Here is a 20,289-nt window from a genome sequence, read left to right on the forward strand (position 1 = left end):
AACGGCACCGGGGGACAAGCTGAAGGCTGCGGCGCGGAAGCAGAAGGACGGTATGGGAACAGGCTGGGGCCATGATGGCCGGCCTGCACATACTTGCGATCCCGACCGGCGTCACATCGCCCGCAATCGGCGCACCGCTTTCAAAAAGCCCACGCTATTGCTCTGTGCGGCGCCCCCCAGCCGACAAAATGTCGCGTGAATAATACACTTCCGCATTTTTTTTGCTCCGGCGCACAAATGAAGTGCGAAGTTGTGGTTTTTGTATCAGCATAACCACTTAGTTCGTTCCAAATCAATAACGAACGCCACGCTTTCCAAGCAGGTCTTTCAACCCGTTTAATTCCTAAACACTCAGTCTTCCAGCCAGAAAAACATTCCGGAGGCAGCATGAAAGCAAGAAAGCCATGGGTTTCTATGTTCCTGCTTTTTCTTTCATTTTTGTCTCTTCATAATCCAGCGGCGCCAGCGGAACTACCTGGAAGCCTCGCGACGAATCACTCGGTATCCCCATCGGGATCAGCGGTCACCGATATCCCAATCATTATTCCGCAAGGTGCAGGGGCGCTGGCCCCCAGGCTGAGCCTGCACTATACCGGTCAAACTGAAAACCACGGCATGGGGCGCGGCTGGTCTATTCAAGGCTACTCCCGCATTACTTTAGGTGCAAAGAACTGGGAACCTGACGGTCGCGTCGAGGGCGTGTCATTGAAAGGGGATGACGCTTTTTATGTTGACGGTGAGCGTCTCATCGCCATTAAGAAGCATGCGGGAGCGAACCCGCGTATCGAGTATCGGAAAGAAAATGACGACAGCACGACAGTCACCGCGTACCCGAATGCTGCTGGGCATCCGGCACGCTTCGAGCTCGAATCGAAAGCAGGCCTGACTACAGTTTTTGTCCCCGGGGCGAGTCTCAGCGTCGATGCCGTCGCTGTGCCTATCGTATATGTGCCAAGCCGTACGTCTGACCGGGCCGGCAATTTCATTGAATGGGAATTCTCTACATTCGGACTCGACGTGCTGCTCTCGAAGGTGAGATACACCGGGAACGAATCGCCAGGCCAGCCCCTGATTCCCCCTTTCGCGGAAGTGGCATTTGTGTACGAGCAGGCTCCGAGGTCGGCCACCACTTATATACTCGGTCAGCCGGTAGTGCGGGCACACAGACTGAAACGAGTTCAGGCAAGCCTTACTGCGCCAGGCTTGGTTCTCGCCGGTGGGCCGGCCTCAACGCTCGAACTCAATTATCTGGAAGTGAACACGTCAGAACGATTCTTTCTTAGCCAGGTAACGGCAATCGGGCATTCAGGCGACACCCTTCCGCCTCTAAAAATAACGTATACAGCTTATCGGGAAGATTGGACCAACCTGCCAAACCTCGCGCTTCCCGCTGATGCCGCGACCGGAAAACGCAGCCCGTTTGCCTACCAGTTTGGCCAGGTCAAGAATGCAGCTGGCGTTATTGTGACAGGGCTTTTCTCCAGTTTCCCAGTGGGAGGGGTGCTAAAAGCCCAAACCCAGACCGTCACGAATAGCGGCTGGAGTGCCGTACCAGGGAAAGAGCCGCCTGCTCCATTCGTCGGCCCAGAGGGCGAAGACCGTGGCGTCCTTCTGTTCGACATAAACGGCGATGGGATGTCCGACATTTTGCAGGGGGATGCGGCCTCATCGTCGTTTAGGGCGTTCTTACAAACCGATACCGGCTGGACCGAAAATACCCAGTTTGCGCCGCCGGTGTCGTTTTCGGGCAGGGACGGCGGAAAGCAAGTCCCGTACGTAGTCGATCTTGACAGTGATGGCAGGAAGGACATTGTTGTACTCACCGATCAAGGCGAGCTTGCAGCGGTGCTGAATAAGGCCGCCGGACTGCAGGTTGAACCAAAGTATGCCTTGAGTTCGCAAAAGCCGGAGAGTTCGGTCGTGCAGGATATCGATTGTTCCGGCAAAACGAGCCTTTTGGCTGCGACGGAATCGGGTGGCGTAATAAGCGTGAAAATACGGGCAGCAGATACGTCCGGATGGGGGCCCGAAACCGTGTTATGGAGCTCCGCAGGCATGACCCCTGGAACCTTCCCCCGGGTCGTGCCCATCAGCACTGGCGCGGGGAATTGTTCAGCGTACCTGATCGGGTATTCCCAACCTGCCGGGGAGGTAACTGTTGTCTTGCGCTCCTCTCCGCAGGGATGGGCGGCAACAGTCATCACTTCGCCCGCCAACATCTTTTATAGCGCGGCTGGTTCCCGCCTGTTTCCGCGAGTAGCAGATATCAATGGCGACGGGTACAGCGATTTGCTGGTCGCCAGCGCAGTACCGGCGTCCAGCGACATTTCACATACGCTGCTGCAAGTGCCGCCCCAACAGGTCGGGGGCCCGGTTAGCTTTGAACGCGCCCCCACCGGATTTGTATCACCCGTACTACTGGCAACAGAGCAAGGACCTGATACGACGGTCCATATCCTCGATATCAATGGCGATAAAAAGGCCGACATGGTCAGGATTCCGTCGCCGCAAAGTGGCATTGGCCTGACCTATATCTCCAACGGATTGATATGGCAAAAGAGCCTCGACCTGGCGCCTGAAACCTCACTGGTCCAGACGAAGGAAGAGCAGGGCTCCCTTCGCTTTGTCGACGTAAACGGGGACGGGTTGATGGATATCGTCTTCAACAGGGGCGACGGTCCAGACCAAAAGGGCGCGTATCTCAACGGCGGAGACGGCTGGACCTCCGAGGCAGGCTGGACACCTCCGCGAACACTGCAAAAAATCGGGCAGTCACATTCACCCGCTACGTTTCTTGACGTAAATGGCGATGGGCTTTCCGACGTGGTGTACGCCTACGCGGACCGTAGTGGAACGCCCGTCTTGGAAACATATATTAACGGTGCAGGGCAGGGCAGATTGGGCTGGGGAACGCCCGAGGCTGGATGGAAGCCGCCGGCACCATTGGTCTCCGCATTGACGGGCGACCTCGGCGGGCGTTTCGCTGACCTGAATGGCGATGGCCTACCCGATCTGTTCTATTCGATCCGCAACGCCGATGGAAGCATTTCCACTTCCGCGTACCTGAACAACGGTCAAGGCTGGACAGCGGCTGCAGGGTTTAAAACGACCATCCCGTTTGCCATAGCGAACACCTTCCCAATTGGCGAGAACGCAACGACAAACTCGGCGCTGATCGATGTGAATGGGGATCGCCTTCCCGACCTGGTAGCGTCCTATCGCGATAACAAGACAGCTGAAGTTGTGGCGGGAATCTTTACAAATCGGGGAGCCGACTTCGATACTGTTTCCTCGGGCACCCCTCCGGTACTTTTCAACGATAGCGCGGCCGGCGGAACGTCGACCTCATATTACGATCTGAATAGCGATGGAAATGCCGATATTCTTCAGTTTTCTGCCGACAGCGTCACCGCATTCGTCGGAGACGGGAAAGGATGGGTTCGGGCTCAGGCGTGGGATCTGCCGACGGAAGCAAAATCGGATATTTTCGGATTCGCGGGAATCCGGATACTGGACGTTACTGGCGATGGTTTTCCGGACCTTCTTTATCATGTCCCGCAACGGGACGGGTCGTACAAGAAGGGGGCGTACGCAAACACCGGAAGTGGCTGGGCGAAAGCCAACGACACGCTGGCTCCACCGGAGTCTCTTATCGCCGCGGACGGATCAGATTCAGGGGTGCGCGTCGTTGATCTCAATGGCGACAACGCGTCAGATCACGTGCGCACGTCGAAGATCGATGCAGGCGGTTTGGCCAAGTCGGTCTGGCTCAACCCAAATTCCCGGACCGGGCTGCTGCAGACCTTTGCCAACGGTGGAGTCAGGACTTCCTATGAATACGGTTCATTAACCGAACCGAAGACTGTTGCCAAGGGCGCATACAAGCCACTCGGGCCGGTTGGTTACCCGATCGTGCCGCTGGTGCCCGCAATGCCGGTCGTGATCAAGGTACTCGTCGACGAGGGGAAGGACGTGATGAGAACCACTTCCTACACATACGGCGGCTTTCTCTATGACGTTCGAAACGCGATTTCGCTAGGCTTCCAAACTATTGAACGGGCGGAGGCGCCATCGCGGCTCCGTTACCGCACCCAGTTCGCGCAAACCTATGGATTGCTTGGCCTGAAACTCAACGAGCAGGTTTTCGCGAAGGATCAGTCAGGTGCGGATGTCACCCTCATTTCTACCAAAAAGACGTGGGCTCTACGAAAATATGACGGGATCCAAGGGGGCGGTAAAACGCTGCAATATAGCCAGGTCCTGCTGGTTCGCGAGGAGGGGGAACGCCGCGATCTGTCCGGTACCCTTGTTAATTCGGACGTCAAGACGTTTGAATTCGACGAGTGGCTCAATTTGACGAAGACAACGACCAATGTGCACGGTGGGGGCAGCCAGGTGCTGGTTAACGATTTCGGGGCAAACGAGACCGGCAAGCGCTTCGGCCGTTTAGTGAAATCGTCGGTGGTGCATGCGCGGCCAGGGCTGACGTCTGAAACTCGCACAGCGGGGTTTGGCTACGATCCCATGACTTTATTGCTCTCTTCAGAATCTTCGTATCCGGGCGATGCAATGTCGACGGTAAAGACCTATGTGAGGGACCGGCGAGGAAATATAACCAAAGTGACGACGGCGGCGGCCGGACTGCCCGACAGGACCGAGTCGACCGAATACGACGCATTGCTGCGCCTGGATGTGGCGGCGGTGAACCCGGAAAACCACCGCATTGTGAAGGCGTCCGCCCCGAATTCGCTCGCGGCGGCGATAGGACTTGCGTCGGAAGTCCGGGATGCAAACGGTCTTGCCACGTCAATTACCTATGATGGATTCGGAAGGATGCTCAGCAAAAGGGGCCCGGATGGTGTTGGCATTTCGTACGACAGGTTTGTCGCGTCTGACATTCGTGCGGAGTGGCTTAAGGACCAGGAGCACCAGAATGCAGTTCGACCGCAACTGTGCCGCGGGAAAAAAACTGCTCGCGAAGCATGGACACATCCGCGAATTGGCAGTTCCGAAGCCGTCAGGATAAGTGTAGCGGGCAAGCCCGACAGGATGGAGAGCGCCAAGCTTTTCGATGGGGCTGGCAGGGTTGTACGGGAAGTGGCATGGAGGTCGGATGGGAAAAAAGCCAGGCTGGTGTTCAAGGACTTTGAGTACGACAACCTCGGCCGCCTGACGGCATATTCGAATCCCTACTTCGCGGGCGCCAAGTCGTACTGGAACGAACGGCAATACGACGCCATGGATCGGAAGGTCCGGGAGTCGCGCACCGATGGAACCTGTGTCCAGTTCAGCTTCAAGGGACTGGAGCATGTCCGGCTAGATGCGCTCGGCCACTCGACCCGCGTCAAGCTCAACCAGTCGGGCAAGCCAGCCGAGATCAAGCATGCAGGTGGTGGTGCAACGCGTTTCGAATACGACGTCATGGACAGGGTCATTGCAGTGCGCACTGCATTGAATGTCAGTACGGAGTTCAGGTACGACGTCGCAGGCAATCGCATCTGGACTAAAGATCCAGACGCCGGAATCATCGAGTTCAGGTACGACGCATACGGCCGCCTGCGCGGTCAGAAATCGGCGGCGGACACCCTATGGACCGAGCTGGAATACGACAAGCTTGGCCGGGTGCTCAAGTCGTGGCGCCCCGATAAAATTTCGCTTTGGGGATACGATGCGCCAGGAGCAATTGGCGCCCTGAAGTGGGCCTCGAGTGTCTCCCAAAACACGGCACATGTGCGGTCTTATCGGGAAGAGTTCGATTATGACTCGCTCGTACGGATCAGGCGGAGAACGGTCGCTTTTGATGGCGCACCCGGAGAAACGAAGCACTCGGCTTCCCTGTCCCTCGCATATGACGATGAAGGCCGGATTCAGAAGCAAATATTCCCATCCAAGGTGGGCGGTACGCAGTACGTCGTAACCCGGAAATACAACGACGACACCGGCCAGCTTTCAGGCGTATTCGACTCCCGCTCATCGAAGGCCCTGTGGCAGCTTGTCGAGGCGGACGCCGCCGGCAGGGCAGTGGAAATCGTCATGGGGAATGGCGTGCGGGAGCGGCAATTCCGCCAAGAACAAAGCGCTGAAGTACAGAGAATCAAAGTCACAGGTGCCAAAGGCATAGTGGGCGATTTCAGTTATAAATATGACGCCAATTCGAACCTGTCCAGTCGGACCGACGGTGTCAGCAAGAGCGTCGAGACGTTTTCATATGATGAAGATGACCGCCTGACCGGGGTACGCTCGGGATCGAAGCATAGTACCGTCGCATACGACCTGATGGGACGGATCGTCTCCAAATCCGGTGTCGGAACATACAAGTACGGGTGTGATGGCGGGCCTGAAAATGGCGTGTGCTCAGTCACTGCGGCGAACGGGGATGTCGAGCAGATTTCCTATAACTCGCGGGGCGGTGTCGAGAGGACGAAGAACTATTCGGTTGAGTATGCCTCTGATGGCCGGGTCAGCAAATTCATAAAGATGACCAATAGCGGGCCAGCTGCCGCACTCTATTCCGAGTTTGATTACGGCCCTTCCGGCCAGCGTGTATTCTCGCGCGACAGGGGCTGCGTCGATGAGACTTGTTACGCGTACCGGATCAAGGAAACGCTGCACCTCGGATTTGCTGATCGTATTATTGTCAATGTCGGGACTTCAAAACTCACGACCGACCGATACTATATCGAGGCGACTGGCGGCGCCTTTTTCAGCCTGGACGTGATTGATCGGTCAGCGGCTACGGGCGTAGGGCGGGAAGGGCCGGCAGTAACGGAAGCGTATATCCACCGCGACAGGCTCGGCTCAATATCCCTGCTAACCTCGAAAGCGGGAACGGTCGTCGAGCGGTTCAAATTTGACGCGTGGGGAGCTTCATCCGGGCTGCGGGCGAATATTGATTTCGTCCGGGACGGTGCCGCTGCGTGGACCCGGGGTTTCAGCGGACATGATCACATTCCCCAGTTCGCGCTTATCCATATGAACGGCCGGGTCTACGATCCACGGCTTGGCGTCTTCCTCAGTGTCGATCCGATCACGTCCGATCCTACACATAGTACTGACCTTAATTCCTATGCATATGCCTGGAATAATCCCCTTACACAGCGCGATATTTCAGGCTACGGACTGTGGGAAAGCATCACCGGCGCCGCGGAATCGATAGGCCGTGGCATTGGGGATGTCTGGAACGGTGCCCGTGAGTTCGTCGAACGAAACTGGCGCGAGATCGTCACCGTGGCGGTCGTCATTGTGGTCGCTGCAGCCGTGACGGCAGCAACGGCGGGCACAGCGACCGGGCCTGTTCTTTCTGCAATGGCTGCAGGGGCGGCGGGCGGGGCAACCTCAGCTGCGTTGCACGGAGGTAGTCTCACAGACGTGGTCGGGGGCGCGATCGTGGGCGGCGTGTTCGGCGCGTTCACTGGCGCTGTGGGAATCAGTGCCACGGGAATGACCGCTGGTAAGGTCGCGGGCTATGGAGCGATTGCCGGCGCGCGGGCGCATGTGGCGGGTGGCGACTTTGGCCGGGGATTTGTCGTCGGCGCTCTTACTGCTGGTATCGACGCTCAGAATTTGGTTGAGGGAGATTCGTACTGGGCGGCTGCTGGCCGGGTCGCTGTCGGTGCTACCGCCAGCGGCACAATTGCGGAACTCTCAGGGGACAAGTTCGCTAATGGTGCAATGTCCGGTGCGTTTTACGAACTATGGCGTGACGCCAGGCGTTTGAAGTGGGAGAAAGTCGAGACGGTAGCGCGCTATGTCGGGATGTACCAGTCGCGCGAAGCGACCCTGGTCGGACTGGGCGCGGGTGCACTTCTTTATGGATATTCCAACCTCTGCTCGGACGGCGCAATGAAATACTCTTACGAGAATGGCGTCTTCGTGCTGAAAGGCGCGGGATTGGAGGAGGGGGCCGGCCTGACTTTGGGCAGTACGGTGTTCTACACTCCCCAGGACGGCCGCGATGTGCTGCGTCATGAAATGACGCACGTAATCCAATGGGGAGCCCTTGGAACGCAAGGCTTCTGGGACAGGTACTCCCGTCAGGTCGAGATGCATGGGTATTACGATGCACCATTCGAAGACGAAGCGTACCGTGCGGAAGCGGAGACACCGTAGCCTGGTCTTTGGATGTGGAAGCGCCGTTGGCACCCACTGCGGCGCTTCCCGAAAGATAATGGCGATCTCGGTGCGGTTTTGCGTGCCCACACCATCCCATGCTTCAGCGCGAAGTAGAACAACCTCGTCCGTTGAAGTAAAGCGGCCACTTCTTTTCCAGTCCGCCGCCCCCTGAGTACCCGGGAAACCTTGATGTTGAACGAAATTTCTTAGTGCACACATAGTTCGATAGCCGAGCCGCGCATCGTATTCGCTGGAGAAATTGGCCTCTGCATTCGCTTTTTGCTCAGGATCGCGCTGATAAATTCGATTTACATGTTGTGAGACCGAATCGGCGTAAGTACGAGCAGTTGTAAGGAGGTTCATTATTCTGCGATCGAAACTTGCTCGACTTGAAGCGAATCAGTCGTAATTTTGCCCCCCCAAAACCATGTCGTGAACGCTAGACGCAAGCAGTGCACTTTCAAATTCAACATAATTCGCGATAAGAAAGTCGAACTTCTGCTCCACGTAAAGGCCTTCGCGAATGACGAGCCTTGCCTTCTTGATTTCCTCGTATCGTACTTGCGTAATCGGAAAAAATGACGACGATCCAAAGACCAGTCGTTTCAGACCATAGTTCATATGCTGCCAATCAAGAAAATGTATAAACGGCGCGGGTTTTATCAAGCCCTATCCGGCAATCGAACGGGGCAATTTGATCATCATAGCAGGGCTAGTCTGACCTACGAACCAGCTCAAATTTGCGGCGCTCGCACTAGCTGTATGAATGCCGCGACTCCACGCCAGCTGCCGTGTCAGTGCGAATTTAGCGGTAAGTCTTGCCTTAATCTCTACACATTCCTAACCAAAGTTAACGCGAAAGCTGAACGCTTTCACCGGCCCGCACCGCACGGCTTCGTACCAATCAAGAAGGCTGAGTTGCCCCGCTGTTAGCCGCTCGAAGGTGGAGGATGCGGTAGCTGGCGGCAGAAGAAGGGGTCTATGCCGGCGACGTTTGCTAGCGTGCCAAAACGCTTTCTCGGACAGGAAACCACCACCTATAATGGCGCTTTTGAGCGAAGCGGCGCACCCTACATGAAAATCAATTTGAACAATCCCACCGGCCTCAACTTTGCCAACGTTCGCAGGCTGCTTGCTTCGGGGCGCGACGACATTGATCTGGAAGTGCGCGTCACTGACGACGGCATCGTATTCCTGTCCTACGTGACTGGCCCCAAAGACATGGATGGGATCTGCTTCCGTATAGGCGACATAAATACGACTGCACACGCAGGAGAGTTTATTGGCCCTAACGCCGAGGCAGTAACTGACGACGGCCTGGTAGACCAAGTGCTAAGGACGATCGAAAAAAATTGGGAAAATAGACCGGCATCCGGGGTCGCTGACCTCGAAGCTTATCGTATGGGTTAGTTACGTGCGCCGGCAGCAATCAGTAGTCCGGGAAAAGCTCCCAATGCGCAGTCAAGCGCATTGGGAAATCTTGGTGGTGGGAACTATTCGCCGTTCATCGAGTCCAACAGTGACTCACGCGTGTACGGCTCCTTCTGCGGATCTTTCGCAATGACTGACCACATCTTGTCACCGTTGGAAAAGCGGCAATCGAGCCCTAAGTTACTCAGCTGCTTACCAAATTTGATGAGGTTGAGCTCTGGGAACCGGAACCTCGACGCGAACAACCGGTATTGCTCGTACAGCGCGGCTGGCTTCGTGCCTCTACTGTCAGCAGTACAGGCTTCCTTAATGAAGTAGCGCACGCTGTCAGATTCGTCCCGATACTGGTTCGCGGTCTTGATTGCGGATGCGGGGATGATGAACTCGTCGCGTTTGAGTAGGGCTTGCAGTGCATTCGCCGCCAGAACCAGAATGCCGTCGAGCTCGGCCAGGATTTTCTGTTGCAGATGCTTGTCCATCTCGTCAGCAGTGAACTTGCGTGTTAGCTCCAGAATGATCGCCCGGCGGAAGAAGCCGTCGCTCGTATCCTTTAGATAGGGCAGAGTGTTCGTCGCGGCCACGAGCCGAACGAATGGCTGATACGAGAACGACGGCTGGAACTTGCGTTCTGCCTCCACCGCGTCACCCGCGACGATAGCCTTCAGGTAGCCGTCAGCGATTGTTGCATCACTGCTCATTTCATGGCTGATGTTGCACAGCTTTCCCTGCAGCTCCGCTCGTACCGATGGCCGCCCCATCCGCTCCAACATAGCATAGGATACCTGCGGGTTCATTCGCTCCGGCACCTCTTTGCGAGCTTTGCAGTGTCCTCAGGGGTTAGCCTGTTCCAAGTCCAGCACCTGCTGGGGCACGCGTCGCCGAGCACAACTCAACGTTATGCGCATCTAGCTAACGACGTCCTCAGGCAAGCCTCGGCATCAGTTTCAAGTATTTTTTCTCAAGCAAAACTGGTCGTTAACGGCGATTCCGGGGCGCAGGTTCCGGCTCGTGCTTGAAAGCGTAAGGGTCTACGTCCGAATCGATCGGCGCTGGGAAGAGGTCTTCTTCAGTCATGCCGCGCTCGGTAGCGAAGGTACGCACCTTGTTGACGGCTGCGCTGTGCGTGAGTGGCTGGTGGTTTGCGATACGTTTGTCGAGGGCGTCGCGCATCCCCGAAGCTCAGCCGGAAAGGTAACTGCGCCATCGCCCGCATCGAGGTGCAGGGCGATATGCGCGTCTTCCGGCAGGACCGAAACAGCTAGGTGAGAAAGGTTCTTGAGATAGTATCCCGGCCTTCCGGTCGGGTCGGTTTCGGGGAAGTCGGAGAGGGTGCAGCGATCGTAGTAGTCGAGCAGCGCAATCAGGGTCATCGTCTCGAACGAGGCTTGGGAAACGTAGATAGTGGCGGGCATGTTGGGGTTCCTGTTGGCGGTAGTGGATGGGGAATTTAGTCGATCAGGATGTACCCCTTGCGCCTGAGGCGCATTGAGTAATGTCGTTCGATTTGCGGCCGATTGTTTGCGAAGAGGGTCATGTCACGCGCCCTCTGGACGCGGGTAGCGCGTTTGGCGCGGATCGCATTACAGATCGCGTTGAAGCCGCATTTCGGATCGAAGAAAAGAGAGTGGTTGGAGAGAGCAAGCCGGTCGATGTCGAACTGATTGTTCATGATGTAGCGCATCGCCTGCTCATGCGAGCGAAGCAGTACGAGGTGGATGATCTTGCTGTCGCCGCGCCCGGCTTTTCCGATGAAGTAGGGCATGTGCGTATTGGTGGTGTGTACCTTCCGGAATACGATCCCGAAGCGTTCGGTCATGACTTGCATGACCTTGGCGTCGAGCGCGATAACGTCAACGTCGCCTAAGGGGACCGTTGACGTTTGATCGACGATCCTCTTGAGTAGTCCCCCGTAGACGTAGAGATTGTGGACGCCGATCAGCCAGTGCAGCAGCCCTTGCGGGAGCCGCTCGGCATCGGCGAGCGTTTGGAGATGCTGCGCGCTGGTCATGGGTTGGCGCACCGTTATTGAGGTTTTTTGACGGGGATTCCGAGGGTTTTCTTCGGCTCCGCATGATCCGGCACGGTATCGGCGTTGCCTTGTTTTTCGCCGTCAATTTCGGCTGGCAGCTCGATGCGCGTGCCAGTCTCAGCGAGCATTGCTTTTTCCCATGCCGGCCAGTCGCCGGTAACGGCATGCTGCATCTTGGCGTCGGGAGCCGTTGCGAGCAAGCCGAGCGCGTGTAGTACGGCGGCCATGAAGCCCGCATTGTTGGCCGATTTCGATACGAAGACATCCTTCAGTACCTTGGATACGAAGGGCACGCCGGATTTATATTTGTCGAGGCACGTCACTATGGTGTGGAAGTGAACCCGTTCACGACTAAAGAATCCGCCACCTTCGTTCCGCGTCACCGCGATAAGAAGGTCGCGCCGGTCGTTATCCGCGAGGACGTGATAGTTGAGAATGCCAGCGCTGCGCTGGCCCAGCTTCTTGGCCGTCCCGGCATGGAGTAGCCAGAATGGAGTAAGGGCGGCCTCTGCGATCTCGCTGGTGGCGACGGACGGTTGGACGGTCTCGGACGATTTATTTTGGGAAGTGTTCTTGTTCATTTTGTTCTCCAGTAGTTCGAGGTAGTGGCTATGAATAAGAAAAGGCCCATGACTTGGGGATGTCATGGGCCTTCATGGTTGCTGTCTTGCGAGCGTCGCCGATCTGCTACCTTCAGTGACGATGTACGATGTACGAAGTGCGGTCGGATCAACGCCGGTATTTCAGCGAGAAATCGAGATCGAGACTGCGTGGCAGAATGGTCTGCCGGATGGTGACGGGAGCTTTACGGGTGATGACGCCGCTGGGTTTTTTGTTTTGCCATTCCCAAGTGGGGTTGGCGCTGATCTTGATCATTGGTATTCCTTTCTATTGAGACGAAAAAATACCCGAAGGCCTGACGGCGCTTCGGGCGGTAGGTGATCGGTGAGGATCATTTAGGTGATTGGCTAGTCTAGTTTGGGCTTGGTCGCGATATACAGCCGAAAGTCAGCCCTCCGTCGGAATAATATATGCAGGAAACTCCTGTCGATTCGCTGGTCGGGGAATGCCAGGGCGCGCCTCGTGTCGGTACGCTTCGACTGACCGCCAGCCGTGAAGCACGGCGTCGGCACGGCCCCTCCTGCGTGGGTTTGGTCCTAAGGATTCGGGTGTGCTAAAGTGAGGTAACTCTTTGATTATAGAATAAAGGCACTCGTCTGCCATGCGGAATCTCAATGCTTGGTCGGGGGAGGTTGCGGCGGTTAGGGTGTCTACTTCACGTTGGGCTTCTTAATGCTCCGAAGACTTTTCACCACTTGTGCACTTGCTTTGCTACCTGCGCTAGCCATCGCGAGCGGTGGCGACATTCTCATGACGATCTATGCTGAACTTCTGACTGTTGCTGTCGTAGTTCTTGCGCTGCGACTCGTTCCGAGTTTTCGCCCAAGCACGTTTGGTGGAGTCGCTTTTTGCATTCTTGGTGTGATTGGATCTTGGTTCGTGACTTCGGATATGCCCTACATGGCCAACCAGATTCTGATTACTTTGATTTCGGTGGCTTTTCCGATTCTCGCTACGGCGGCATACTTGGTTTGGAGGCGCGCTCGTGGCGTTCGGTAAAATATGGCCCAACAATATATTCCAGCGGACGCCTGCCGGCGCCGCTGAACAGCAACGTTGGGGAGCAACTTGAGGCTGTTCATGCGAATCTTTGCCGAGTGCGATAACGTGGCGGTTGCGGGTGCTGCTGCTGATCGTATGCTTTCGGTTTTGGGCGGCCTCGGCGTCACCGCTTCGGCTCCGCCAAAACCGTACTGGAAAATTCCCGAGTATTTCGAGTTCACCTTCGCAGCAACGCCATCGAACGAGCAGTCTTTCCGTGCCGTCCTCGCGATGTGCGCAGGTGGTTGGGTGCATCACAGTGATGCGCACGAATTCTCCTCGGTGTGGAATAAGGAGGGAGAGGTTAACTTCCTGGACCCGTTGGTAAAATGGGCCGAGGTACAGTTCCTTGTGTAATTGCCCCAACAATACAGTCAACTGGACTGACTCCACGCTGCGCGTTCCGGCAGCCAGTTACTTTTCACGTTAGCCATTTATGACACCGCAACAGATAGCCAGCGCGTGGAATTCCACCTTCGGTTCATTCGGCCCAGCCGGCTTCTTATGCCGAACCAGCATTCCGGATCGATGGATCCGAATACATAGCCTTCCTGAATCCAAGCGCTATCCCGAAAACGAGTCCGAGCGCATGGAAATCGCTCGCCGACACTTGATCGTCGCGGACAACGCAATCGGGAATGCGGATTGCATTCTGTTTGTTGCGCGGTTCGGGTCTTCTGCAGATTCAGCACAGGTAGACCTTCCTGGTTTTGATACCTCAGTGTTCATGCACTTGGACGCCTTGACCATCGAGGACGAAGATGAGAGTGATTCAATTCGCTTCTTTGGTACTCCGTTTAGGTCTAGTCCGGATAACCTGCGGCCATTGATCCTTGCTGCCGCCGAAGATGCTACGGGCCAGATCCTGTTCGCGAACTTCGAACGCGGGACGGCGTATGCGCCGTACGATGGCGGAGCGGACGTATTCTTTCCGTCGCAGTCCTTTGTAGCTGAGGCTCGTGCCAACTGGGCGCCTTGGCTCTCCCACCGTGAGGACGGCCTGTGAGGCGCGAGATGGCTAACCAAGCATTGCAGCTGACGCCTACGGCGCGGCTGAATTCATTCCGTTGGACTACTCATGGCTAAAGCTTGCGCATATCGCCTAAAGGACCGTTGGCTGATACACCCGTCCTCGAAAACTACTGCTGGTGTCTTTATTGCGTGCCCACCTTATCAAACGATTCTGGCAAGTGCTGATGTGGCCGCTATTGGAGATGCGATTTGCCTTGCTCTGGCTGCATCGCGTGAGAATATTCCTCATCCTACCGAATGGAAGGGCCTTTCGGCTCCCAGGCTGGCTGCCGCAGGAGTACGATCCGAAGCTGCGCTTCAACGCGGCTCACGACTGGTGTTGGTTGAGCGAACCGAAAATGGCATCACGATCACCCCCACAAACAATGGCGGCACTGTCGGAGATCGGAAGGGATTTCATCATCTCAATGACCATGCTGGGGTCGCAGACATTGGTTGTAGCACAGAGCGCTTAGGAATGATGTTGAACGATATACTGGAAAAATGCAGCTAATTAGCCCAATCAAACATTCCAGCCGACGCCTGACGGCGCGGCTGAATTCGCACGTTGGTCCAACTGAATGACCGAAGCTGAATTCATTGAGGCGATAGATTGCCGCTTCCCGTATGGAGCTCCGCTCAAATGGAAGCGACTCGTTGCTTTGGCGCCCCGAGTTTCGACCAATGCGGCCTTCATGGTGCTTCATGAGCTATGCCGACCGCCGCAGTCGGCGACGGTGTCACACACGGAATGTCATCGGATTCTTAAGCATTTGGAGCGACGTTTTCGTCATCCTTTGCTGTCTGGCCTGCGTAATTTAGTCTTAATCGTGATGCGTGGCGAGCGCGTAAGCGTTTCGACTGCGGCAGCAGCAATGAGGAAGGTCTCGCGCTATCCTGGTCAGTACAATATGCTTGCGATTTGCTACTTCTCTTGCGACGACCGAGTTGGGCGACTCGACACGCTTCACGAGGCGATTGCCGCAAGCTGGGAATCGCCCAACAATATATTCAACCCGGACTCGCTGACGCGCGCCGGACATTCGTTACGTTGGGCTACTAAATGAAAGCTGTCGCTTCGATTGCCGCAATCTTGTTCTTTCCTCTTGCCGTGATGGTCGCGATTGAGCGTACTTGGCTGATGGATTCTCTTCGGATGATTTGGCTGGCGACGTTCGCGTTCGTTATGATTGTGGGCTTGGTGCTCGGGTTTGTATTTGGGCGTGCTCGCGCATTGGTCATGTTCGCTGCGGGAAGTGTAGCGTTGTTCGTAATGTGGCTACCCCTACAACTTTATTTTGCCCCCGCATCCGCCTTCCTCAGTGGCACTGCGTACTTCATCGGGTTAATGGCGTTAGTTTACGCAAGCTTGCACGGCGGTGGCATTGGGTACAATTTATTTAACAAGCGGGTTGCGTAGTTCTATGCCCAACCCTGCAGTCAACTGGACGGTCTCCACGTTACGCGTTCCGGCAGCCAGCTACCTTTTACGTTAGACCCAAAATGACCGCGTTTATCTATCTCGCTAATTCCTCAAATATTGATGTACCTGTTCCAGGTGCGCCGACTCTCTCCTTGGACTCGAGTCCCGAATATTGGTTCTTGTATCGGTACTTCGAATCTGCGAATCTTGATCGCAGCGACGAGCTGATCGACCTTTATGGTGGTGGGGTGATCGAAGGATATCAGTTGCATCGACTTCGAACCGAGCTTGAGCTGGCCAGATCGGATGTTGAAAGCAAGCCCGACACTTGGAGTGTGTTGGTCGGCTGGGATGGAGAAGTGGCCTCGATCGAAACCGAGGACTGGCGGAGCGTTGAGAGGATCACGGTCTATGCAATCATTCAGACCTTTTTGAAGATGATCCAATATTCAGAGACGAACAGTGTCCGGTTGGTTACGAGCGGTGACTAAATTGTCCAGCCGACCAAACCGACCACTTGGTTCGGAAAGATGGGTATTCAGATAACTGTAGTGGTAGCTTGGCTCGACGTATAGGAAATCTGACTCAGCCGGACGATTGGACGGTTGGACGGTTGGACGATTTGGTCGGATGAGCGCGGCCGCCGGAGCTGAACCGGAAATGGACCGGAGCCGAGGACTGCGAATCCCAGAAGCGACAACGCCCACTTGCATGAGTGGGCGTTTCGTGAGGTATGTTCTTGGTGGCCCGGGGCGGAATCGAACCACCGACACAAGGATTTTCAATCCTCTGCTCTACCAACTGAGCTACCAGGCCAAGGCGCGCTATTGTAGCAGTCCTGTCTGGATTCGCCAAGCCCCCCGTCCAGCGCCGCCAGATAACGCGCCAGCGCGTCGTCCAGCGGCGGCATCAGCTGGCCCCGTTCGCTGCCCAGCGCGCTGAACAGGGGATGGGCGGCGCCCATGTCCAGCGCGGTGGCCGGACGCGCCAGCAGCCGCTCGGTCGACACGCCGGCCAGGTCGGCCGCGCGCCGCGCCAACTCCGCCCAGCTCAGCGCGCTGCCGCTGCTCAAATGCCAGATGCCGGCCTCGCCGTCGATCAGCAGGTCGAGGCAGGTGTCGACCAGGTCCGGCACGTATGTCGGCGAGACGATCAGGTCGCTCGCGGCGGTGAACGGCTGGCCGGCCGCCAGGGTCCGCAGCGCCCGCGTGACGAAATTATGCTTGTCCCACGGGCCGAAGAAGGCGCTGGTGCGCACCATCAGCGCGCGCGGTTGGACCGCCAGCACGCGCTGCTCGGCCTCGGCCTTGCTCTGGCCGTAGACGTTGAGCGGGGCGACCGGGTCGCTTTCCACGTACGGGCCGCCCTTGCTGCCGTCGAACACCAGGTCGCTCGAAAAACTCAGCAGTTCAATCGCGTGGCGGGCGCAGGCGGTCGCCAGGATCACCGGCCCCTGGGCGTTTTCGCGCAGGCAGCGTTCGGCGTCCTGCTCGGCCCGCTGCACGCGGACATAGCCGCCGGCGTTGACGATGGCCCACGGCCGGTAGCGGCGGATGGCGGCGTCCACCGAGGCGGGGTCGGCGATGTCCATTTCCTGGCGCGTCAGCACGTGGCAGGCCAGGTGGCGCTCGGCGCACAGGCGGGCGAAGGCGCCCCCCAGGGTGCCGCTGGCGCCGCTGATCAGGATCGGCCGCCCCGGTTCGGCGGGCGTGACGATCGCGGGCACCAGCGCCGGCCCGAACGGCATCGGCGGACACACCAAACGCTGCGGCCGGCGCCACCAGCCCAGCCCCTGCAGCACCGGGCTCGACGGTGTACGGCCGGTCGCCAGTTCGCGCATCAGGGTGGCCAGCGCGGTCGGCCTCGGTTCGGGGCCGCGCAGGTCGTAGGGGCCGTTTTCGTAGTAGCCCTTGCGCTCGGTGACCAGGCAGTTCCAGTCGAACGAGCCGAGCAGCGACCACACGGTGACGGCGCGCATGTCGACGCCGTCCCGCCGCGATTGCTGCGCGGCCTGCCAGATCTCCAGCAGCCAGCGCAGCTGGTCTTCGCGGTTGGCGTCGATGTGGGCCTCGGTGACGGCCAGCGGCAGGCCGTAGCGCTCCCAGGCTTCCTGCAACAACGGGCCGATGCCGGGCTGCGGCGTTTCCAGCGCGCGGGCGGCCACCACGTCGGCGTAGCCGTCCGGACCGACGTCCCGCGGCGGGTAGTGCTCGGCCCGATGGTCGAGCCAGCGCTCGCTGGTGATGTAGTAGTTGATGCCGATGACGTCCGGCGGGCAGCGGTGGTCGCGGAACCATTCCAGCTCGTCGGCGGAGGCGCCGCTGTCGCGCAGGTAGCGCCACAGCGCATGGTCCGGCCCGACCATGCCGCACAGCAAGTCCCACGGCAACCAGCGGCGGTCGTTGTAGAACTGCGCCTGCGCGGCCATCTCGGGCGTGCTGTAGGTTTTGCCGAGGTCGTCCGTCTGGATCAGCCTGGCATGCGGATTGACGGCGCGGATCGCTTGCATGGACAGCACGACGCCCTTGCACTGGTTGAGCAGCGCGCGCACGAAGGCGCGGTCGCTGCGTTCGTGCGGATACCACAGCCCGTACAGGGCGCAGAAGCGCGCGGTGGTGCACGGTTCGTTGACCGGGGTGTACTGTTCGAGCCACGGATAGCGGCAGGCGACGGCGCCGGCGTAGGCGGCCAGCTTTTCCGGGAAGGCGGGATCGAGCAGGCTGGTGTCGCGCGGGCCGCTGCCATGGTGGACCAGGCCGGCGATGGGGGCGATGCCGAGACTGCGCAGCGCCGGCAGGCGTTCGTCCGGCCACGACCAGTCGGCCTTGTCGAGGCCGTCCGGCGCGACCAGTTCCCACAGCACGGGATAGCGCAGGGCGGTGATGCCGAGCGACGCGAAGCGGTCCAGGTCGCTAATTCTGCCGTCGTGGCCGTTCTGCTCCATCTGGCTGAAATAGCAGTCGCGCACCCGGTTGACGGTGGCCTCCAGGCCTCCCCACAGTTCCAGGTGCTCGGACCGATGCGCGTCGTTGATCGTAGTCATAGCGTGGGTGGGTAGTCGAACTTGCAACAAGTATGGACAAGAAAAGCGCAGCCCGGCGCAGCCTTGACCAGCGGACACTTTCCTTGACACTAATAATGTCGAGGTATAAATTCGACCGCTGTGTTTTCTATTTTGCAATCCACTGGACGGGAGCGGTATGAGACGAGCGGCATGGTTGGCGGCGGCGGGATTGGGATTGACAATCACGGTAACGGGCACGGCTCGGGGCATCGAGTTGACGCCGGTGCAAAAGCAACTGCGCGAGATTTATCAGGAGCTGGTCGAGACCAACACCACCGACTCGGTCGGCTCGTGCACGGTGGCCGTGACCAAGATGGCCAAGCGCCTCAAGGCGGCCGGCTACAAGGACGCCGAGCTGCGCATCGTGGTGCCGCCGGGCGGGCCGGCCAAGGGCAACCTGGTGGCGCGCCTCAAGGGCGACGGCAGCGCCAAGCCGCTGCTGTTGCTGGCCCACGTCGACGTGGTGGAGGCCAAGCGCGAGGACTGGACCCGCGACCCGTTCAAGCTGGTCGAGGAGGACGGCATGTTCTATGCGCGCGGCGCCTCCGACGACAAGGCGATGGCGGCGGCCTTCGTCGCCAACATGATCCGTTACAAAAAGGAGAAGCTCGCCCTCAAGCGCGACCTGGTGATGGCGCTGACCTGCGACGAGGAAAAGGTGCCGAGCAAATTCGACGGCGTCGAATACCTGCTCAAACACCACCGGGCGCTGATCGACGCCGAGCTGGCGCTGAACGAGGGCGGCGGCGGCATGCTGGACAAGGACGGCAAGCCGGTCCGCCACGGCATCCAGGCCGGCGAGAAGGTGTACCAGAGTTTCCAGCTGGAGGTGACCAATCCTGGCGGACACAGCTCGGCGCCGTATCGCGACAACGCCATCTACCATCTGGCCGGCGGCTTGTCGCGCCTGGGCGAGTTCGCGTTCCCGTTCAAGCTATCGGACGTCACCCGCGCCTACTACGAGCGCATGTCGACCATCGAGAAGGGCCAGGTCGCCGCCGACATGAAGGCGATCCTGGCCGAGCCGCCGGACCAGGCGGCGCTGGAGCGCCTGTACGCGGTTAGTCCCGGCCACAACTCCACCGTGCGCACCACCTGCGTGGCGACCAGGGTCGACGCCGGCCACGCCGACAACGCCTTGCCGCAGCGCGCCCGCGCCACTGTCAATTGCCGCATCCTGCCGGGCCAGCCGATCGACGAGGTGCAGGCGACGCTGCAGCGCGTGCTGGCCGACGACAAGATCAAGATCACCCGCGTCGGCGAAGGTGTGGTCAGCCCGATGCCGCCGTTGACGCCGACCCTGATGAAGGCGGTCGAAGAAATCAGCAACGACATGTGGCCCGGCGTGCCGGTGGTGCCGACGATGTCGACCGGCGGCACCGACGGCCGCTTTCTCAACAACGCCGGCATCTGGACCTATGGCATCAGCGGCATGTTCCACGGGCCGGAAGGCTCGGGCGCGCATGGGCTGAATGAACATATCCGCGTGAAGTCGCTGTACGACGGCCAGGATTACCTGTACCGCCTGGCCAGGCGGCTGGCCACGGAATAGGGATG

16 protein-coding genes and 1 tRNA gene are annotated in these 20,289 nt (G+C 58.3%); 10 read left to right on the top strand and 7 right to left on the bottom strand.

Annotated elements, in window-relative coordinates; genetic code table 11:
* Positions 1–387: 387 nt before the first annotated feature.
* A complete protein-coding gene (locus AC07P1_RS26515; RefSeq protein ID WP_494698648.1) occupies positions 388–8,109 on the top strand; it encodes an FG-GAP-like repeat-containing protein in 7,722 nt (2,573 codons plus the stop codon).
* A 984-nt stretch (positions 8,110–9,093) separates the two neighbouring features.
* Complete coding sequence (locus AC07P1_RS26520; RefSeq protein ID WP_494698649.1) at positions 9,094–9,522, top strand: hypothetical protein; 429 nt, start codon at positions 9,094–9,096, stop codon at positions 9,520–9,522.
* A gap of 83 nt (positions 9,523–9,605) precedes the next feature.
* On the opposite strand, the gene AC07P1_RS26525 is transcribed toward AC07P1_RS26520, so the two are convergent.
* A complete protein-coding gene (locus AC07P1_RS26525; RefSeq protein WP_494698650.1) occupies positions 9,606–10,337 on the bottom strand; it encodes a phage/plasmid primase, P4 family in 732 nt (243 codons plus the stop codon).
* Between AC07P1_RS26525 and AC07P1_RS26530 the strand changes: the two genes are divergently transcribed.
* Positions 10,245–10,559, top strand: a complete 315-nt coding sequence (locus AC07P1_RS26530; protein WP_494698651.1) for a tyrosine-type recombinase/integrase — start codon at positions 10,245–10,247, stop codon at positions 10,557–10,559. The two genes, AC07P1_RS26525 and AC07P1_RS26530, sit on opposite strands and share 93 nt — an antisense overlap.
* A gap of 54 nt (positions 10,560–10,613) precedes the next feature.
* On the opposite strand, the gene AC07P1_RS26535 is transcribed toward AC07P1_RS26530, so the two are convergent.
* The 4 genes from AC07P1_RS26535 to AC07P1_RS26550 form a co-directional block, all read right to left on the bottom strand.
* The gene (locus AC07P1_RS26535) at positions 10,614–10,955 is read right to left on the bottom strand and encodes a hypothetical protein (protein ID WP_494698652.1); all 342 of its coding nucleotides are present in this window, start codon (positions 10,953–10,955) and stop codon (positions 10,614–10,616) included.
* 35 nt (positions 10,956–10,990) lie between these two features.
* Positions 10,991–11,551: a hypothetical protein gene (locus AC07P1_RS26540; protein WP_494698653.1), complete on the bottom strand. Its 561-nt coding sequence runs from the start codon at positions 11,549–11,551 to the stop codon at positions 10,991–10,993.
* A gap of 14 nt (positions 11,552–11,565) precedes the next feature.
* Positions 11,566–12,153, bottom strand: a complete 588-nt coding sequence (locus AC07P1_RS26545) for a hypothetical protein (protein ID WP_494698654.1) — start codon at positions 12,151–12,153, stop codon at positions 11,566–11,568.
* Positions 12,154–12,301: 148 nt separating this feature from the next.
* On the bottom strand, positions 12,302–12,448 hold the full coding sequence (locus AC07P1_RS26550; RefSeq protein ID WP_494698655.1) for a hypothetical protein: 147 nt from the start codon (positions 12,446–12,448) through the stop codon (positions 12,302–12,304).
* Between the two features lie 825 nt (positions 12,449–13,273).
* On the opposite strand from AC07P1_RS26550, the gene AC07P1_RS26555 reads away from it, so the two are divergent.
* The 6 genes from AC07P1_RS26555 (at position 13,274) to AC07P1_RS26580 (ending at position 16,159) form a co-directional block, all read left to right on the top strand.
* Complete coding sequence (locus AC07P1_RS26555; RefSeq protein WP_494698656.1) at positions 13,274–13,591, top strand: hypothetical protein; 318 nt, start codon at positions 13,274–13,276, stop codon at positions 13,589–13,591.
* Between the two features lie 79 nt (positions 13,592–13,670).
* A complete protein-coding gene (locus tag AC07P1_RS26560; RefSeq protein WP_494698657.1) occupies positions 13,671–14,240 on the top strand; it encodes a DUF3885 domain-containing protein in 570 nt (189 codons plus the stop codon).
* A 72-nt stretch (positions 14,241–14,312) separates the two neighbouring features.
* The gene (locus tag AC07P1_RS26565; protein WP_494698658.1) at positions 14,313–14,759 is read left to right on the top strand and encodes a contact-dependent growth inhibition system immunity protein; all 447 of its coding nucleotides are present in this window, start codon (positions 14,313–14,315) and stop codon (positions 14,757–14,759) included.
* Positions 14,760–14,826: 67 nt separating this feature from the next.
* Positions 14,827–15,312, top strand: coding sequence for a hypothetical protein (locus AC07P1_RS26570; RefSeq protein WP_494698659.1), 486 nt, complete (start codon positions 14,827–14,829; stop codon positions 15,310–15,312).
* Positions 15,309–15,665, top strand: a complete 357-nt coding sequence (locus AC07P1_RS26575; RefSeq protein ID WP_494698660.1) for a hypothetical protein — start codon at positions 15,309–15,311, stop codon at positions 15,663–15,665. The genes AC07P1_RS26570 and AC07P1_RS26575 overlap by 4 nt, the downstream gene beginning before the upstream one ends.
* Before the next feature lie 83 nt (positions 15,666–15,748).
* Positions 15,749–16,159, top strand: a complete 411-nt coding sequence (locus AC07P1_RS26580) for a hypothetical protein (protein WP_494698661.1) — start codon at positions 15,749–15,751, stop codon at positions 16,157–16,159.
* 249 nt (positions 16,160–16,408) lie between these two features.
* Here AC07P1_RS26580 and AC07P1_RS26585 read toward each other — a convergent pair.
* Positions 16,409–16,484 (bottom strand) — tRNA-Phe (locus AC07P1_RS26585).
* On the bottom strand, positions 16,450–18,711 hold the full coding sequence (locus AC07P1_RS26590) for a sugar nucleotide-binding protein (protein WP_494698662.1): 2,262 nt from the start codon (positions 18,709–18,711) through the stop codon (positions 16,450–16,452). The genes AC07P1_RS26585 and AC07P1_RS26590 overlap by 35 nt, the downstream gene beginning before the upstream one ends.
* Positions 18,712–18,907: 196 nt before the next feature.
* Between AC07P1_RS26590 and AC07P1_RS26595 the strand changes: the two genes are divergently transcribed.
* Positions 18,908–20,284, top strand: coding sequence for a M20/M25/M40 family metallo-hydrolase (locus AC07P1_RS26595; protein ID WP_494698663.1), 1,377 nt, complete (start codon positions 18,908–18,910; stop codon positions 20,282–20,284).
* Positions 20,285–20,289: the final 5 nt, after the last annotated feature.

It is taken from the genome of Duganella sp. GW821-FHT07F09, assembly GCF_059418705.1.

Bases quoted from the DNA above. Each gene is read 5' to 3' on its own strand.
- AC07P1_RS26515 (WP_494698648.1), top strand. From the start codon at position 388: ATGAAAGCAAGAAAGCCATGGGTTTCTATGTTCCTGCTTTTTCTTTCA.
- AC07P1_RS26520 (WP_494698649.1), top strand. From the start codon at position 9,094: ATGCCGGCGACGTTTGCTAGCGTGCCAAAACGCTTTCTCGGACAGGAA.
- AC07P1_RS26530 (WP_494698651.1), top strand. From the start codon at position 10,245: ATGGCTGATGTTGCACAGCTTTCCCTGCAGCTCCGCTCGTACCGATGG.
- AC07P1_RS26525 (WP_494698650.1), bottom strand. From the start codon at position 10,337: ATGAACCCGCAGGTATCCTATGCTATGTTGGAGCGGATGGGGCGGCCA.
- AC07P1_RS26535 (WP_494698652.1), bottom strand. From the start codon at position 10,955: ATGCCCGCCACTATCTACGTTTCCCAAGCCTCGTTCGAGACGATGACC.
- AC07P1_RS26540 (WP_494698653.1), bottom strand. From the start codon at position 11,551: ATGACCAGCGCGCAGCATCTCCAAACGCTCGCCGATGCCGAGCGGCTC.
- AC07P1_RS26545 (WP_494698654.1), bottom strand. From the start codon at position 12,153: ATGAACAAGAACACTTCCCAAAATAAATCGTCCGAGACCGTCCAACCG.
- AC07P1_RS26550 (WP_494698655.1), bottom strand. From the start codon at position 12,448: ATGATCAAGATCAGCGCCAACCCCACTTGGGAATGGCAAAACAAAAAA.
- AC07P1_RS26555 (WP_494698656.1), top strand. From the start codon at position 13,274: ATGCGAATCTTTGCCGAGTGCGATAACGTGGCGGTTGCGGGTGCTGCT.
- AC07P1_RS26560 (WP_494698657.1), top strand. From the start codon at position 13,671: ATGACACCGCAACAGATAGCCAGCGCGTGGAATTCCACCTTCGGTTCA.
- AC07P1_RS26565 (WP_494698658.1), top strand. From the start codon at position 14,313: ATGGCTAAAGCTTGCGCATATCGCCTAAAGGACCGTTGGCTGATACAC.
- AC07P1_RS26570 (WP_494698659.1), top strand. From the start codon at position 14,827: ATGACCGAAGCTGAATTCATTGAGGCGATAGATTGCCGCTTCCCGTAT.
- AC07P1_RS26575 (WP_494698660.1), top strand. From the start codon at position 15,309: ATGAAAGCTGTCGCTTCGATTGCCGCAATCTTGTTCTTTCCTCTTGCC.
- AC07P1_RS26580 (WP_494698661.1), top strand. From the start codon at position 15,749: ATGACCGCGTTTATCTATCTCGCTAATTCCTCAAATATTGATGTACCT.
- AC07P1_RS26590 (WP_494698662.1), bottom strand. From the start codon at position 18,711: ATGACTACGATCAACGACGCGCATCGGTCCGAGCACCTGGAACTGTGG.